We start from the raw sequence: 17,269 nt of genomic DNA on the forward strand, positions 1-17,269 counted from the left end.
ATCGAGATATATGTCCAAAATTCTAACAGTTACTTTTAATCCGGCTATCGATAAAAGCACAACTATTGAATCTTTAGCTCCAGAAAAAAAATTGCGATGCTCCGCACCAAATTTTGAGCCCGGCGGTGGAGGAATCAATGTGGCTAGGGCTATAAAAAAATTGGGTGGTGATGCAAAGGCTATTTTTCCTGCAGGTGGCCATACCGGTATATTTTTAACTGAATTATTAGTAAAGGAAGGAGTTCCGGTTCAGTCTATTAAAGTACAGAGTTTTACTCGGGAAAACTTAATTGTTTTAGATACTTCCAATAATCAACAGTACAGGTTTGGTATGCCTGGTTCTGTAATATTAGAGGAAGAGTGGAAGCAATGTTTGGATTTGATTGAAAAAGAGGAGGATGCAGAGTTTGTCGTGGCAAGCGGTAGTTTACCTCCTGGTGTCCCAACTGACATTTACGCACAAATAGCCGCAACCTGCAAAAAAAAAGGCGCTAAACTAATTGTAGATACTTCAGGTGAAGCCTTGTTGCAAGCTGCAAATGAGGGTGTATTCCTTTTAAAACCTAATTTAGCTGAGTTAAGTTCATTGGTTGGAAAAAAAGAAATTAATGCAGAATTAGTGGACGATGTAGCGAGAGAAATAATTAATAAAGGCCTGTGCGAAATCATTATCGCTTCACTTGGACCTTTAGGCGCTGTTTTAATAACAAAAGATAAAGAAATTCACGCTACTCCGCCTGTGGTAAAAAAAAGGAGTACTGTTGGTGCGGGGGATAGTATGGTTGCAGGAATTGTTTTAAGCTTATCTAAAGGCTGGGACGTGGGACAAGCTCTGCGGTATGGAGTAGCTTGTGGAACAGCCGCAACAATGAACCATGGCACTGAATTATGTCGTCTAAAAGATGCAGATCGGTTGTATAAATTAATTCGGGTGGCCCGGTAGTAATGATAATATTATCAATTTCTTCTTTCTGGTTTCTTGAGTTACAAGACTAGGTAATCTGTTGTTTAAAATAAAAAGCCCTCCGGAATTTTACGGAGGGACTTCTTTTGTTCATCTCACAAAGCAGAATTATTTATAAGAATTTGACTGATTTTTCTATGGCTATTGGTTGATAGACCATGTATACCTATGATTCGCTGCTTTGTTTTATGTTTTTTCTTAAAATTTGTTTTTTTGAAACTACCTGCTTAATTAATTCCTCTTCTCAGATTGTAAACTAAGCATATCACTCCCGTTGACTACATTTTTATGAATGGAATGATGTAAACCTGTTTCGGGTGCTTGAATACCTGTATGAAATATATCTGCCAAAGTTGGTGCAATAACAAGTGACACGATGGACATCAATTTTATGAGAATATTCATAGATGGACCTGAAGTATCTTTAAAAGGATCACCGACAGTATCTCCTGTAACAGAAGCTTTGTGTGGATCAGAGCCTTTGTAAAATTTCTCGCCACTAATGTCTGCTCCTTTTTCAAAGCTTTTTTTGGCATTGTCCCAGGCACCTCCTGCATTATTTTGAAACATACCCATTAAAACACCACTAACAGTAGCTCCTGCTAAGAACCCTCCCAATGCTTCAGGACCCAGCAAAAAGCCAACAATTAAGGGCGAAATGATTGCTATGGCTCCAGGAATCATCATTTTTTTGATGGAAGCTTCGGTTGATATAGCCACGCATTTATCATATTCAGGCTTTCCTTTACCTTCCATAATACCTGGAATTTCCCGGAATTGCCTGCGTACTTCCTCTACCATACTCATTGCGGCTTCACCTACAGCGCGTATAGCTAATGAAGAAAAAATGAATGGAATCATCGCTCCAACAAATAAAGATGCCAATACTTCGGCCTTATATATATCGATATGTTGATAACCTGGCATGGCAACACCTACAAATGCTGCAAAAAGTGCAAGCGCAGTTAAGGCTGCTGAGGCAATTGCAAACCCTTTACCAGTAGCGGCAGTGGTATTTCCAACAGCATCCAGGGTATCGGTTTTTTCGCGAACTTCTTTGGGCAATTCACTCATTTCTGCAATGCCACCAGCATTATCTGCGATGGGTCCAAATGCATCAATGGCCAGTTGCATAGCGGTTGTAGCCATCATGCCTGCAGCAGCTATAGCTACTCCATATAAACCGGCAAAATAATAGGATCCAATAATACCACCGGCCAATACCAAAATCGGTAATAAGGTAGATTCCATACCTACTGCCAAACCTCCAATCACATTGGTAGCGTGACCTGTACCTGATTGACGCACAATGGTCAAAACTGGTCGCCTTCCCATGGCAGTATAAAACTCTGTGATAATACTCATTAAGGTGCCTACAATCAATCCGACAATGATAGACCCGAATACATCATATTTTGAAAATTCAAAACCGCGTAAATTCATTGGAGTGCTAGGCAACAACCATTCCACTAATAAAAAAGAAGCAATGGCCGTCATAATAATAGAACCCCAATTGCCCATATTCAATGCTCTTTGTACAACATTGGTATGCACTCCTGATGCGTCAGATATCCGGACAAAAAAAGTTCCTATAATAGAAAAAATGATTCCTGCACCTGCAATCATCATCGGTAATAAAATGGGAGAGAAGCCGCCAAAAGCATCATTCGCAACGGTTTCTTGCCCCAATACGATAGTAGCCAAAACAGTAGCTACATAAGAGCCAAAGAGGTCAGCTCCCATACCTGCTACGTCCCCAACATTATCCCCAACATTATCAGCTATTGTTGCCGGATTACGAGGATCATCTTCAGGAATACCGGCTTCCACTTTCCCAACAAGATCAGCGCCTACATCAGCAGCTTTGGTATAAATACCGCCGCCAACGCGGGCGAAAAGGGCAATGCTTTCTGCCCCCAATGAAAAGCCAGTGAGTACTTCAATGGCCTTAAACATTTCTGGAGAGTTTACCGGTAAGCCAGCTGCAAAAATATGATATAAGATAATAAACAATCCTCCGAGTCCAAATACGGCAAGTCCCGCTACACCCATTCCCATTACAGAACCGCCCGTAAATGATACTTGGAGAGCCTTGGAAAGAGAAGTTCGTGCAGCATGTGCTGTTCGAACATTGGCTTTGGTGGCAATACGCATGCCGATATAACCTGCTAAAGCGCTGAAAAATGCGCCAATAAGAAATGAAATGGCAATAAACCAGTGGGAGTGAGGGTTACGACTAGCCATGAAAGCCAGAAGAAGTGCAACTACAATTCCGAAATAGGTTAAAATCTTCCATTCTGCACGTAAAAATGCCATTGCTCCATCAGCAATATAGTTACTGATTTCCTTCATTCTGCTGGTGCCAGCATCTTGCTTGCTAACCCAAAAAAACTTCCATACTGTATACAACAAGCCAATAATTCCCATTGCAGGGACAAGATAAACGTATGAATCCATATAAGTTATTCTCCAAAGACATCAAAGATAGGGGTTGAAGTGGATTTTAATAATAATGTTAAAAAGATCATGCCTGTAAAAAATGCTTATCAGAAACAATTGTGCAGATGAAATTGATCAACAATTAATTGAAATTGTATAATCGCCCTTACTTGCCTTGAATTATCATTTCTGCGTATCCTTTGAAGAACGGTAGGGTTACAGAATTGGAAATGTTTTATTTATGCTGTTCATAGGCTATGGCTTTAACTGATTGCTGTAAAAGCCTAAATTCAGGATTTGATAGGGAAGGGGTATGTATCGTCTGCACGGCCTCTATCATCTGTTCCATTGTCCTGATCCCAATAACAGCAGAAGTTACAGCTGGGTGATGCAAAACAAATCGAATAGCTGTTTGAGCACTGTTTCTGTTATTGCCAGAAATAAGTTGAATAGTACTTGCAGCTTTTTTTACTTCTTCAATTGAAAAACTAAGATATTCTTTTGCCGGTTTATCTACCAACAAACCCTGGGCAACACTGCCCCTAGCCAACACACCTATATTGTTTTGTTGAAGCAGTGATAAACAACCATCCTCAGGACGTCGATCCAACAAGCTATATTGCATCATTACACTCACGATATTCGAACGCTTTACATACGCCCGGATAACATTTGGCCTGATAGATGAAATTCCATAAAAGCGAATCTTGCCTTGCTTTTTAAGCAACTCAAATGCTTCTATGGTTTCATCTATCGGATCTTCTATGGTTCCTCCATGTAATTGATACAGATCTATATAATCAGTTTTTAAACGTCGCAGACTGTTATCAATAGACTTTAAAATATATTCTTTTCTTGGATTCCATTCCCAATCACTCCCATCTGCTTTCCATTGATTACCGACTTTTGTAGCAAGGATCACTTTATCACGTTTACCAATAAGGGCTTTACCAATCTTTTCCTCATTGTCTCCTTTGTCATACAAATCGGCAGTATCAAAAAAGTTCACACCCAGTTCTATCGCCTTATGAATAATGTTTTTGCTTTCTTCCTCATTGCCCTTTAATGACATACATCCAAAGCCTATTTCACTTATCTGAAGCGCTGACTTCCCAAGCTGACGGTAATTCATGATCTTCCTTGTTGAAATTTTATTTATTAATTGCTGCCGTTCTATCTGCTTATGCTTCCGAATTAGACAAAATAAATATAATATATTAATCTATGCTTGCTTTCAGAAAATATTTTGCACTAGTTTGCATGTCTCTTGCAAAAAATGAAATCTTTACATCTTATTATGTAAAAAAGCATTCTTAATTATTAATAATCAATATAATACGCATTAAACAGCATGATATAAACCTTGTTAGACAATTAATATTCTCGACTCGTATGCAAGATTTTTAAACGCAATTACATGGTAAAATGTTTTAACGGAAAACTCAAACAACTCATTAATTTTGCAGCTTTTTCAATACAACATCGAGTTAAGTGAGACATGAAGCGAAAGCTAAAACGTAATTATCGTATTGCCCGTTATGTAATTTATAGAGAAACCTTGGTTGATCATGAAGAGCATTTTTGGACATTTATTAGCTCTTTTATTGGAATTGGCCTGATTGGATTATTAAATAGTAAACACTTTACAGTATCCGACAATTTATTCTTGATTGGTTCTTTTGGAGCTTCTTCGGTTTTGGTATTCGGGATTATAAACAGCCCTCTTGCCCAACCAAGAAATCTCATAGGCGGACATGTGATTTCTGCTTTAGTAGGGGTTACCTTACATCGCTTTATCCCTCAGGAGGTATGGTTGTCTTGTGCACTTTCTGTATCTTTTTCCATTGTTCTAATGCAGATTACCAAAACACTACATCCACCAGGAGGAGCAACCGCTTTAATTGCTAACATTGGTTCTATTAAGATTCAACAACTTGGATATTTTTTTGTATTAATGCCGGTTTTGTCTGGAGTACTTATTTTATTATTAGTTGCGGTTGTGTTCAATAATGCTAGCTCGAATAGAAGTTATCCTGCAAATAAAAGTTGGTATAAATTATGGGAGAGAAAATACCGGTAGTTAATGGATAGATCCGGTATTTTCTAATCCATCTCTGCGGCCCATTTGTCTCTTTCATCTGGCGAAAATTTCCATGGCGCAAAATTGTTCTCGACGTTGCTGAACATTGAATTCCACTCCTGGGGAGCATTGCTTTCTTCCATTACCAGGTACCGCTTCAGTTGGTTAATAATGTGCAAAGGATGTATAAGAACGGGGCAAACTTGTACACAAGCCTGGCAGGATGTGCATGCTCTTAATTCCTCTGCAGAAATGTAATGGTGTAATAGCGTTTTACCGTCATCCTGGAAGCTACCATTTTTATCAATATTGCGGCCGATTTCTTCCATCCGGTCACGGGTGTCCATCATGATTTTCCTTGGTGAAAGCAATTTACCCGTTTGGTTGGCTGGACAAGAAGCCGTGCAGCGCCCGCATTCTGTACATGTATAAGCATCGAGGAGGTTTCGCCAGCTTAAATCAAATACGTCTTTAGCACCAAACTTCTTGGGATCTTCTGCCGGGGCTTCGGTTGGTGCTGTTTCTGGCTGCATGGCATATAATACCTCCCTTTGAATTTCTGGCATATTTTGCATCTTTCCTTGAGGTATTAGCCGTGCATAATAAGTATTTGGGAATGCTAAGAGAATATGTAAATGTTTTGAAAATGGAATATAATTAAGGAAAAAAAATACACCGGCAATATGCAGCCACCATGCTGTCCTTTCAATACCAACTAGAACAGAAGGAGAGAAGTTGGTAAAAATTGGTGTGATAAAGCCTGATACAAAAAAATTGGTTGATAAATCAGCATAGTGACTATAATTCATCAGTTGCAACGCTTTGTCTGAAGCATTCATCGTAAGGAACAATGCCATTAGCACGATCTCAAATATCAATATGTAATTGGCATCGCTGCGAGGCCAGCCATTGAGTTCTCTCAAATTAAGCCGGCGAACTTTCAGAATATTTCTGCGAATTAGGAAAATGACACATGATAGTAAAACTAAAAATGCCAGTACCTCAAAAAAGTTAATTACAAAAGAATAAAAACGGCCAAGTGTAGGTGCAAAAAGGCGATGAGTACCGAAAATGCCATCTAGAATAATTTCAAGTATCTCAATGTTTATAATGATGAATCCTGCATATACAGCAAAATGTAATAAGGCAACCAATGGTTTGTCAAACATTCTTTTTTGTCCCAAGGCCATTAATAACACATTTTTCCAACGCTTGGGATGAGGCTCGATTGTCTCATCCCTGCCCAATTTGATGTTGCGCCTGATCAACTTAACTTGCCTGGAAAATAAAAAAATTGCGAAGGTCGCTAGGAAGATGAATAATATTTGTTGGATGATCTGCATTTTCTGTGCTTAGATTTGCTAATTTAAGATAGTAAAACTTGTAGATGAAAACAGAATTGGGAACAAAAAATTGCATTTTAAATGCCGAAGCCATAAAACGAAGGTTGCGCAGAATGGCTATAGAAGTAGCAGAAAGCAATACAGGTGAGACTTCAATAGTGATAGTAGGAATTGCCAGCAATGGCGTTATTGTTGCTAGCAACCTGGTCGATGAACTTAAAAAGATTATAAATGTAGACATTGAGTTTGCCACCATTCATTTAAATAAAAGGCAGCCAATGGATGTTAGGGTAGAAGGTGTCGATGATTTTAATGATAAAATAGTGATCATTGTTGACGATGTAGCTAATAGTGGTCGTACCCTCTTATATGCATTAAAGCCTTTCCTGAACTTTAATCCGAAAAAAATTCAAACACTGGTACTCGTAGAACGAAGTCATAAGATGTTTCCTGTATTCTCAGATTTTGTAGGGCTGTCTTTGTCTACTACATTGCAGGATCATATAACGGTTGAAACCGAAGGAAGTACAATAATTGGAGCCTGGCTCCACTAACTAAAGCACATCCTTAATTCTTTATGTTGGTGAACTCCGCAATTCAGTACCCAGGTACTGAATTGCGGGCATCTAATAGCTTAATAACTTTCCTCTTACTTTTCCATTGGAAAGTACTAGTGCAGGCGCAGGTACTTTAATAATGTTTAAAACAGCTAAAACTGTTCTCACCCCCTTCCGATTAGTTTTTATTTTTGTAAAATCAACATCCGGAGAAAGATACCACTGTCGGTATCTCTGTATATCCATCCGGTTAAAAGTCATATTCCCTTGCTTATCAAAAGCCCTGTTTTCAACGCCACCATATAAGCCTTCAGCTCCGTAACCAATACTTAAATTCAACCAGGAGGGAAGGGCATTTGTTTTTATAAAAGATTTTAAATTGAAACTCAGCCATAAAGTCTGGGCATTGTAATCTTTGAGCAAGCGCTCAGGCAAACGCTCCCCAAATAGTTCATTAGCTCTGGTTTTAAGATCTAAAGGATAAGCTTTCTGATGAGCCAAATACTTAAACTGTATTCTTTGCTCTCCCCATAAAAGCTCTTGTGCCGCAAATAGACTGCTTCCTGTGAAATTTGCTGCAATATCAGGCCAGCTCCAGCCCCATTTGGCTGAGTAGCCATCTAATAATTCAATTACAGTTAAATAACTAAAGCCGCTAAGGCTTCCCAATAAAACAGATTTCTTTGGAGAAAGTCCGGCCCATCTCCATAATGCCGTGGTTGCTCGGCTGGTGTTATAAGCGGTCCATGCATGCCCAACCTTATCCATTTGCAGCCATTCCTTCGAATCATTAAAGGTGTGAAATCCAGTCTTCTCATAACCCTTATACCAGGCTTCATTTAAATAAATTAAGGAACCACCATAACCAGCAATTGAAATTCCACCAATGAACCATTGCCTGGCTTTTAGAGTATTTTCAGGTAAAGTTTGATGATAACTTGAATTTTCGTCAGAAGAATCACTTTTTATTATTATATTTTGAGAAGCTGCCTGGATGCTTAAAAAAGATAAAATGACTAAAAAAAATTGGTTCATGGCGCCAAAATTATATACAGACTTATATTCGCAACAGATTTTTCAAATTCCCTATCTTCAAATCAAACTAAAACCTAAAACCGTAAACATATATGGATGCAGCTATTCAACAAAAGGTAACCACCTGGCTCAACGGTAATTTTGATGAGGACGTAAAGAAACAAATTTTAGAGCTTCAAAAAAGCAATTCAGAAGAATTGGCAGATGCCTTTTATAGAAACCTTGAATTCGGAACTGGTGGACTTCGGGGATTAATGGGTGTTGGAACCAACCGGATGAATAAATATACTGTGGGTATGGCTACACAGGGATTTGCTAATTATATGAAAAATAGCTTCCCTGGAGGAGAAATTAAAGTGGCAATTGCCCATGATAGCCGCAATAACAGCCGCTTTTTTGCAGAAACCACAGCAAAAGTTTTCGCAGCAAATGGTATAAAAGTCTTTTTATTTGAAGATATGCGCCCAACTCCTGAGCTTTCTTTTGCTATTCGTCAATTAGGCTGTCAGGGAGGCGTGGTATGTACTGCTTCACACAATCCTAAGGAATACAATGGCTATAAAGCTTACTGGAATGATGGAGGGCAATTAGTGCCTCCGCATGATAAAAATGTTATTGCTGAGGTTGAAAAAATTGAAAGCGTTGATGAAGTGAAATGGAATGGCAACGACGAAAACATTACTTTGATCGGCAAGGAAATGGATGATGCTTATATTAAAATGGTGAAAAGCCTGAGCGTTTATCCTGAAGTTGTGGCAAAAGAAAAAGATCTAAAAATTGTTTATACCCCAATACATGGAACTGGAATCAAACTGGTCCCTCAGTTAATGAAGGAATTTGGGTTTACGAATTTGCAAATTGTAGAAGAGCAAAGTACGCCTGATGGTAACTTCCCAACAGTAGTTTATCCAAACCCGGAAGAAAGTGAAGCCATGAGCTATGCCCTGAAAAAAGCACAGGAAATAGACGCCGATATTCTTTTGGGCACTGATCCCGATAGTGACCGTGTAGGTATAGGCGTTAAGGATAACCGTGGCAAATGGGTGCTTTTGAATGGTAACCAGACAGCTTTACTTGCATTCAACTATTTAATTGAAAGTCGTAAAGAAAAGGGCATCGCACAGCCCAATGATATGGTAGTAAAGACCATTGTAACTACCGATATGATTGATGTATTTGCAGCTAAAAATGGAGTGGCTTGTTACAATGTTTTAACCGGCTTCAAATGGATAGCCGAATTGATCAAGGAAAAGGAAGGTAAAGAAAACTATATAATTGGCGGCGAAGAAAGTTATGGCTTGCTGATTGGCTCTCATCTGCGCGACAAAGATGCCATTTCCGCAGTTGCCATCTTATGCGAAATGGCTGCTTATGAAAAATCAAAGGGCAGAAGCCTCTTTGAAAAACTGATTCAACTTTATGTTGACTATGGCTTTTATAAAGAGAACCTGATTTCAATTACAAAAAAAGGACGTGATGGTCAGCAGCAAATAGCTGATATGATGGAACGCTTTAGAAATAATCCTCCAACCACTTTAGCAGGCAGCAAGGTTGTTGAGCTGTTGGATTATGAAAAAAGAGTAAAAACAAACCTTTTAACGCATACCCAATCGCCTATTGAGCTGCCAAAATCAAATGTGCTGCAGTTCCTTACTGAAGACGGAAGCAAAATCAGCGCTCGTCCATCTGGTACTGAGCCAAAGATTAAATTCTACTTCAGTGTAAATGCGCCGCTTAATGCTCCTGAGAATTTTGAAAATGTAGAAGCTCAGTTAAAGAATAAAATTGATGTCATTATCAAGGAGATGGAATTAAAATAAACTTTGGTAAACAATTGAAATCTAGTTGTTATTCAAGAGGCTGGCTCTAAAGTAGGAGTCAGCCTCATTTATTTAATTTTCCACCACCTCCCTTCCTTAAAGATGGTATCAATTTGGGAACCTTCATTTTATACCGTACATAGCTTTCTCCAAATTCCTTGACAAGTTTCCGCTCTTCCCAACCAATACCAATAATAGTATAAATAGTAATAATAATATTGGAGATTAAAAGAGATAAGTATGGGAATAATATCCAAAGCCCCCATATAAATAAAAATGTTCCAGCGTAAAGCGGATGTCTTAGATAGGTATGAATGCCGGTGATCATCAACTCACTCGAAGCTTTTTCTTCTATGTAAAGACTTTTCAGTCCACTTAATTGAACAAAATACTTCTTTATGCAGATAAACATAACAGTTAATCCACCTAATCCCATTATGCTACCTATTATATAATAAATAGTGGTCCTGGTTAAAAGCAGATAAGAGTGCATCCGGGTTAAATAATATAAGAGGGATACCAGGCCTATGAAAGCAAAAAGCGAATAATAGAGTCTATAATATTTAAAATGCTCTTTTAATATGGAACCAGCCATCTTTTTTGCCCTGGAACTGGCAAGTATGCTATGAATAGCACAATAGCCCATCCATAAAATTGCCAGAATTGCGTGCTCTTTTACCACAATCAGTTTTATTGTTTGATGTTCTGGAATTGCTAATTTATTAATTTCAAATATGCTACCAAAACTAACATTGATTGGCAAGTTTGTTGTGACACTATATTTGCGCCATGAGAAATTATGATGACACATACCGGCATAAAGGACTGCGCAGGAAGCTGGTAGAAATAATAAGGGAAAAAGGTATTTCTAGCGAAAAAGTATTAGCCGCAATCGAAAATGTTCCAAGACACTTTTTTTTAGATTCTGCTTTTGATGAGGTTGCTTACGAAGATCGGGCCTTTCCAATTGGCGTAGGCCAAACAATTTCACAACCATATACTGTTGCTTACCAAACTCAGCTTCTGGAATTGAAACCTTTTGACAAAGTACTTGAAATTGGTACAGGCAGTGCTTACCAGGCGTGCGTTTTAGGCGAAATGGGTGTTCAGGTATTTACAATTGAAAGGCAGAAAAAACTTTTTGACCAGAATAAAAGATTCTCTTACTTAAGAAAGTATCCGAATATTAAACTCTTTTATGGAGACGGTTACGAAGGCTTGCCAACATACGCGCCATTTGACAAAGTATTAATTACAGCTGCCGCTCCATTTATTCCTCAAAAATTGTTGGAGCAACTAAAACCTGGCGGTATGATGGTCATTCCTGTTGGAACAGGTGATTACCAGGTGATGAAAAGGATTAAAAAGCAACCTGATGGCAGCTTTGTAGAGGAAAATTTTGATCTCTTTAGCTTTGTACCCATGCTGGGAGGAAAGAACGATTAATGAGCTTCTTTAATTTTAAAAGAGGGTACAAACAAACATTATTCTTATCTTAGAAAAGTTCTTTTATTTCAATCCTAAACTAAAATCTCATCTTCAAAACGGAATATTGACTATGCAGTTTTGAAGATGAGAGTTTTTTGCTTATGCGCATCCTACCATTTGTAACTTCTACCATCATTACCATTGCTTTAATTTTTTTCTTGAATAATAAATGGGGTTCAGTTCCGCCATTAGGAAAGTTTTTAAGCCCTCAACATGGATTTTGGCAAAACGCTGAAGCCTGTGATTACGATTTTAGCGAAAATCTTGCCTTAAGGGGCTTAAAAGGCAAAGCGAACGTTTATTTTGACCAACGCTTGGTTCCGCATGTTTTTGCAGAACAAGACGTTGATGCCTATTTTATACAGGGATACTTACATGCTAAGTTTCGCTTATGGCAAATGGAGTTTCAAACGATGGCCGCAGCAGGCAGGATCAGCGAAATTTTAGGTAAGGACGAACGCTTTATCCATTTCGACCGGGAACAAAGAAGGCTTGGAATGACTTATGCCGCAGAAAATGCATTAAAAGAAATGGGAAAAGATAAAGCTTCCAAACAATTTTTTGATGCCTATTCCTCTGGGGTTAATGCCTATATCTCTTCACTTTCAGAAAAAGAATTGCCAATTGAATATAAATTATTGGATTATAGGCCTGAACTATGGAGTAATAAAAAGATTGCACTTTTCTTAAAACAAATGAGCAAAACATTAGCGGGTTTTGACCGGGATTTCGAATTTACAAACCTGCATACTGTATTTACAGAGCAGGAAATGCGTATTCTTTTTCCTTCAATTGATGATTCCTTAAAACCAATAATCCCAAAAGGAACTGCCTTTGCTCCACCTTCCATTGTTCCTGTAAAACCATCTTCTGTAGACTCTTTATACCTGAATAACGATACTACCGTGAAGGCTAAAGAAATCTTCAAACCTGACAGAAAGAATGGAAGCAACAGTTGGGCAGTGAGTGGCCAAAAAACAAAAAGTGGTGCGCCTATCTTTTGTAACGACCCACATCTTGATCTGACTTTACCTTCTATATGGTATGAGATGCAGTTGACAACCCCTACCATGAATGTTTATGGAGCTACATTTCCAGGTTCACCAAGCGTGATAATTGGCTTTAACGACAGCATTGCATTCGGCTTTACAAACGCCCAGCGGGATGTAAAAGACTATTACCGTGTCCGCTTTAAAGATGATTCTAAAAAAGAATATTGGTTCGACAGCAGTTGGAAGGCTGCTGATTTAAGGGTTGAAGAGATAAAGATTAAGGGAGAGGCCTCCTATTTTGACACGGTGGCTTATACAGTATTTGGTCCCGTTATGTTTGATGAAAGTTTTGGAACAGATATTTCAGCAAAAAATTCCATAGCGCTACGCTGGAGTGCTCATGACCCTTCCAATGAAGGTGCCATGTGGTTTAAACTAAATAGAGCACAAAACTATTCCGACTTTTTAACAGCCATAAAATCTTTTAATTGCCCAGGACAGAATATAACTTTTGCTTCCAAAAGTGGCGACATTTCCATATGGCAGCAAGGAAAATTCCCCGCACGATGGGGACGCCAGGGTTTATACATAATGCCTGGAGAGGATTCTTCCTATATGTGGCAGGGCTATATCCCTCAATCAGAAAACCCACATGTCCTGAATCCGGTTGAAGGCTTTGTCCAAAGTGCCAATCAGCGGCCTGTGGATTCCCTTTACCCATACTTTATTCCTGGAAATTATCTTACCCCTCGTGGAATAACCTTATTTAATAAATTAAGTCAAATGCAGCAGGTGACTCCTCGAATGATGATGATCCTCCAAAATGACTGTTACAGCAGCCTGGCCTCAGAAGCAGTACCTATGTTACTGAAGAACGTGGATCGTACCAACTTGAGTCAATTCGAAAAGATTAACTTGAATGAAATTGCTAAATGGAATTACATTGCTGCGCCGGATTCAAAAGCTGCAACAATTTATCAGACTTGGATGGACAGTTTAAAAGCTGTGATCTGGAACGATGAATGGAAGCAATTTAAAGAGCCGGTAGTTACTCCTGATGAAAATACAATGATTGAAATATTATTGCGCGATTCTGCGTCAAAGTATATTGACGATGTGAGTACTCCATACAAAGAAACCTTGGAATTACAAGTTACCAAAGCCTTTAAATTAGCGATGAAGGAACTAAATATGGAGAAAAACACAACAGACCTCGTTTGGTGGAAACATAAAAATCCAACAATTTATCACTTACTGAAAAGTTCATTGATGCCTTTTGCACGTACAGGTATCAAAGTTGGTGGCTGGAACAATACGCTGAATGCAGTAACCAGTACACATGGCCCCAGTTGGCGAATGATTGTTCACTTGACTTCACCTACAGAAGCTTATGGCATTTATCCTGGCGGACAAAGTGGCAACCCAGGAAGTAAGTATTATGATAATTTTGTTAGTAATTGGGCGGCAGGAAAATATTATCCGCTTTGGATAATGAAAGAAAGTGAAAAATCTGATGAGCGCATTAAGTTTATTATTAAATTTTCAAACATTTAATACAATATCAGGGCGTTCATTTAAATAATACACACACCAAACTATTAAATGTAAATGAAAATATTAGTTTCTATTCTTTTAACTGCATTACTAAGTTTTATTGCCGGCATTTATTTCCCTTGGTGGAGTATAGCCGTTGTTGCATTTCTTGTTGCAATCCTTATCAGGCAACCCATTGTGCATAGTTTTTTATCAGGATTTCTTGGAATATTTATATTATGGACGGTTTTGGCTTTATGGATTGATGTGAAAAATAATAGCATCTTATCTCAAAAAATCGCACAACTTTTTTCTCTGAGTTCTCCTTTTTTATTAATAATTGCTACTGCCTTTATCGGGGCTTTGGTTGGAGGTTTCGCTGCAATGAGCGGAAGTTCTTTAACAATAAAAAGTAAACAAACGGTTTAAAACAAGACACTTATATAATTACCTTTGAGCCTCCTTAAATATTAAAAATAAATTTCTTGGATCATGGCATTTGCTTCATCAACTGTGCAACCAACAAATAATGTATCTAAACCCGCAATTGGATTAACCGATAATGTAGCTGTAGCTTCTGTTTTGAGTGCTGTTCTTTTATCATTATATGCCGGGCAAAAAAGCCGCAAGCAGTTAAGGAAACTAAAACGTAAAATGACTTGGTTGTTAATAAAGCAAAAACTAAGTTCTTTGTTTTCAAATGTTTCTGACAGACAATTAATCATCTACATTCTTATTGGTATCATTACACTGGTACTTTTATTTACATATCCACTTGCTGCTCTTGTTTTGGCAATTATTGCTTTAATATTATTGCTTACTGGAACAATTTAGGTAATTCATTCTGCTTTATATTTTGCTAACCAGTATAAGGCTAATATGATATACCACGCAACGGATGACAGCGTGCATAATGCTGATTTTTGAATGCGAACTTTTTATTTATCTTAAAATTTAAATATATATAGACTAAAAACGTGTAAATGATGAAAAAACTTTTGTTTTGTTTTGGATTGATTAGTCTCTTTACTGGTTGCTTGAAGAACACTGGTTCAGAACAAAAATGTACTTATGATCCGTGTGGTGCTAAAGCGCCTTCTAGTGAAATTCAGGCGTTGAAAGATACATTAGCCAATCATGGAATTACCGCGACTGAACATTGCAGTGGATTGTTTTACGCTATCGAAGAACAAGGAACAGGTGTTGCTCCGACTGCTTGTTCTATTGTTACTGTAAAATACAAAGGAACTCTTCCAAATGGAACTGTTTTTGATCAGACAGCAACAGATAAAACTTATACGAACTATTTGTCCAGTCTAATTAGAGGTTGGATAAATGGAATTCCTTTAATTAAAACAGGCGGAAAAATTCATCTCTATATTCCGCCATCATTAGGATATGGTAACCAGCAAGCAGGAACTATTCCAGCTAATTCAATTCTATTTTTTGATGTGGAACTGGTTGCTGTTCAATAATTCATATTACATTACGATGGTTGGGCACAAGCAGTATAATCCGCTTGTGCCTTTCTTTTTAAACAGTAGTTTAATTTTGTAAAAACTTAATCTTTTGGCACACGAAGCAATATCTGTATTTGATATATTTAAAATTGGTGTAGGGCCTTCAAGTTCTCATACACTGGGTCCCTGGAGGGCAGCATTACGTTTTTTAGACACCCTGAAAAAAAGGGGGCCATTATCTAATATTTTAGAAGTTCAGGTTTTATTATATGGATCATTAGCCAAAACTGGTATAGGACACGGAACGGATATTGCTGTGCAATTAGGTCTGAGTGGAGATGATCCTGTTACATTCAATGTAGACCAGATTACACCAAAGATCAGCCAGATAAGATCCCAAAGAAAACTCTTGCTGGATGGACAGGAAATAGATTTTGATCCCGCTATCGATATTCAATTTTTATATACAGAGTCGCTTCCTTTCCATCCTAATGCATTGACTTTTTTAGCAAAGTTCAAGAATGAAGAAACCCTTGCTGAAACCTATTATTCTATAGGTGGTGGATTTGTCATCAAAGAAGGAGAGGAGCGGACGAAGTCTTCAGTTTCACTTCCTTTTCCTATCAACACGGCTTCAGATTTATTGCATTGGTGTATTAAAACAGGTCTCTCAATTAGTGAGGTAGTCATGGAAAATGAGACAGCCTGGAGAAATGAAAAAGAAACAAAAGATGGATTGCTGAATATCGCCAGGATACTGAAGGAATGTACTTACCGAGGCTGTCATACAGAAGGCGTTTTACCTGGCGGGTTAAACGTTAAAAGGAGAGCAGCTGGACTTAATAAAAAATTGCTGAAAAATAAAAAGTACAACAACATTGAAGAATGGTTGACTGCAATAGGGCAGGGAGGCAATTCTTTCCAATATATTTTGGATTGGGTAAGCTGTTTTGCACTGGCTGTAAACGAAGAAAATGCTTCATTTGGAAGAGTTGTGACGGCTCCAACAAATGGTGCCGCGGGTGTGATCCCGGCAGTCTTGCTCTATTATTTGATCTTTCATGAAAACGTTACTGATGATAAAGTGATCCAGTTTCTACTCACAGCCTCTGAAATCGGAAGTATTTTTAAAAAAGGCGCTACTATTTCCGCTGCTATGGGGGGATGCCAGGCAGAAATTGGTGTTTCGTCTTCAATGGCCGCAGCGGCATTAACAGAGGTTTTAGGAGGAACGCAGCGGCAGGCTTTAATGGCTGCAGAAATTGCCATGGAACATCATTTGGGAATGACTTGTGATCCCATTGCCGGTTTGGTACAAATACCTTGCATTGAAAGAAATACCATGGGAGCAATAAAAGCGATTACAGCTTCGCAATTGGCGCTGCAAAGTGCTCCGGATTATGCAAAGGTTTCTTTGGACGCAGTGGTTGAAACCATGTGGGAAACAGCCTTGGACATGAATAGCAAGTATAAAGAAACTTCTGAAGGTGGCCTGGCTATTAACATACCTCTTGGACTTAGCGAATGCTAATAAAAAAGCTGGCATTTGCCAGCTCTT

The 17,269-nt window shown here is 38.3% G+C and carries 15 protein-coding genes; 10 read left to right on the forward strand and 5 right to left on the reverse strand.

Annotation, left to right across the window (positions count from 1 at the left end):
* Positions 1 to 10: 10 nt before the first annotated feature.
* Positions 11 to 943, forward strand: coding sequence for a 1-phosphofructokinase family hexose kinase (locus OCK74_RS08545; protein WP_279296604.1), 933 nt, complete (start codon positions 11 to 13; stop codon positions 941 to 943).
* Between the two features lie 252 nt (positions 944 to 1,195).
* Here OCK74_RS08545 and OCK74_RS08550 read toward each other — a convergent pair whose 3' ends face one another.
* The gene (locus tag OCK74_RS08550) at positions 1,196 to 3,421 is read right to left on the reverse strand and encodes a sodium-translocating pyrophosphatase (RefSeq protein ID WP_279296605.1); all 2,226 of its coding nucleotides are present in this window, start codon (positions 3,419 to 3,421) and stop codon (positions 1,196 to 1,198) included.
* 217 nt (positions 3,422 to 3,638) lie between these two features.
* Positions 3,639 to 4,535 (reverse strand): aldo/keto reductase, encoded by an 897-nt coding sequence (locus tag OCK74_RS08555; protein ID WP_279296606.1) that lies wholly within the window; start codon positions 4,533 to 4,535, stop codon positions 3,639 to 3,641.
* A gap of 366 nt (positions 4,536 to 4,901) precedes the next feature.
* Here OCK74_RS08555 and OCK74_RS08560 point away from each other — a divergent pair, with 366 nt between their 5' ends.
* Positions 4,902 to 5,483, forward strand: coding sequence for an HPP family protein (locus OCK74_RS08560; RefSeq protein ID WP_279296607.1), 582 nt, complete (start codon positions 4,902 to 4,904; stop codon positions 5,481 to 5,483).
* Positions 5,484 to 5,506: 23 nt separating this feature from the next.
* On the opposite strand, the gene OCK74_RS08565 is transcribed toward OCK74_RS08560, so the two are convergent.
* Positions 5,507 to 6,826, reverse strand: coding sequence for a 4Fe-4S dicluster domain-containing protein (locus OCK74_RS08565; RefSeq protein WP_279296608.1), 1,320 nt, complete (start codon positions 6,824 to 6,826; stop codon positions 5,507 to 5,509).
* A gap of 44 nt (positions 6,827 to 6,870) precedes the next feature.
* On the opposite strand from OCK74_RS08565, the gene OCK74_RS08570 reads away from it, so the two are divergent.
* Positions 6,871 to 7,380 carry a phosphoribosyltransferase family protein gene (locus OCK74_RS08570; RefSeq protein WP_279296609.1) on the forward strand — a complete coding sequence of 170 codons (510 nt, stop codon included), beginning with the start codon at positions 6,871 to 6,873 and terminating at the stop codon, positions 7,378 to 7,380.
* 72 nt (positions 7,381 to 7,452) lie between these two features.
* Here the strand turns inward: OCK74_RS08570 and OCK74_RS08575 are convergent, their stop codons facing one another.
* Complete coding sequence (locus tag OCK74_RS08575; protein WP_279296610.1) at positions 7,453 to 8,418, reverse strand: DUF2279 domain-containing protein; 966 nt, start codon at positions 8,416 to 8,418, stop codon at positions 7,453 to 7,455.
* A gap of 92 nt (positions 8,419 to 8,510) precedes the next feature.
* On the opposite strand from OCK74_RS08575, the gene OCK74_RS08580 reads away from it, so the two are divergent.
* Positions 8,511 to 10,238: a phospho-sugar mutase gene (locus OCK74_RS08580; protein ID WP_279296611.1), complete on the forward strand. Its 1,728-nt coding sequence runs from the start codon at positions 8,511 to 8,513 to the stop codon at positions 10,236 to 10,238.
* 64 nt (positions 10,239 to 10,302) lie between these two features.
* On the opposite strand, the gene OCK74_RS08585 is transcribed toward OCK74_RS08580, so the two are convergent.
* Positions 10,303 to 10,920 (reverse strand): methyltransferase family protein, encoded by a 618-nt coding sequence (locus OCK74_RS08585; protein ID WP_279296612.1) that lies wholly within the window; start codon positions 10,918 to 10,920, stop codon positions 10,303 to 10,305.
* 107 nt (positions 10,921 to 11,027) lie between these two features.
* Here OCK74_RS08585 and OCK74_RS08590 point away from each other — a divergent pair, with 107 nt between their 5' ends.
* The 6 genes from OCK74_RS08590 (at position 11,028) to OCK74_RS08615 (ending at position 17,242) form a co-directional block, all read left to right on the forward strand.
* Entirely contained in the window at positions 11,028 to 11,684 is a 657-nt protein-coding gene (locus OCK74_RS08590; protein ID WP_279296613.1) for a protein-L-isoaspartate(D-aspartate) O-methyltransferase, read from the forward strand.
* Between the two features lie 200 nt (positions 11,685 to 11,884).
* Positions 11,885 to 14,272: a penicillin acylase family protein gene (locus OCK74_RS08595; RefSeq protein WP_279296614.1), complete on the forward strand. Its 2,388-nt coding sequence runs from the start codon at positions 11,885 to 11,887 to the stop codon at positions 14,270 to 14,272.
* Positions 14,273 to 14,326: 54 nt separating this feature from the next.
* Complete coding sequence (locus tag OCK74_RS08600) at positions 14,327 to 14,680, forward strand: hypothetical protein (protein WP_279296615.1); 354 nt, start codon at positions 14,327 to 14,329, stop codon at positions 14,678 to 14,680.
* A gap of 63 nt (positions 14,681 to 14,743) precedes the next feature.
* The gene (locus OCK74_RS08605) at positions 14,744 to 15,085 is read left to right on the forward strand and encodes a hypothetical protein (RefSeq protein WP_279296616.1); all 342 of its coding nucleotides are present in this window, start codon (positions 14,744 to 14,746) and stop codon (positions 15,083 to 15,085) included.
* A 149-nt stretch (positions 15,086 to 15,234) separates the two neighbouring features.
* Positions 15,235 to 15,726, forward strand: a complete 492-nt coding sequence (locus tag OCK74_RS08610) for an FKBP-type peptidyl-prolyl cis-trans isomerase (RefSeq protein WP_279296617.1) — start codon at positions 15,235 to 15,237, stop codon at positions 15,724 to 15,726.
* Between the two features lie 94 nt (positions 15,727 to 15,820).
* Positions 15,821 to 17,242 (forward strand): L-serine ammonia-lyase, encoded by a 1,422-nt coding sequence (locus OCK74_RS08615; protein WP_279296618.1) that lies wholly within the window; start codon positions 15,821 to 15,823, stop codon positions 17,240 to 17,242.
* The last annotated feature ends 27 nt before the right edge of the window (positions 17,243 to 17,269 follow it).

The sequence above is a fragment of the Paraflavisolibacter caeni genome (assembly GCF_025628885.1).
GTDB lineage: Bacteria > Bacteroidota > Bacteroidia > Chitinophagales > Chitinophagaceae > Flavisolibacter > Flavisolibacter caeni.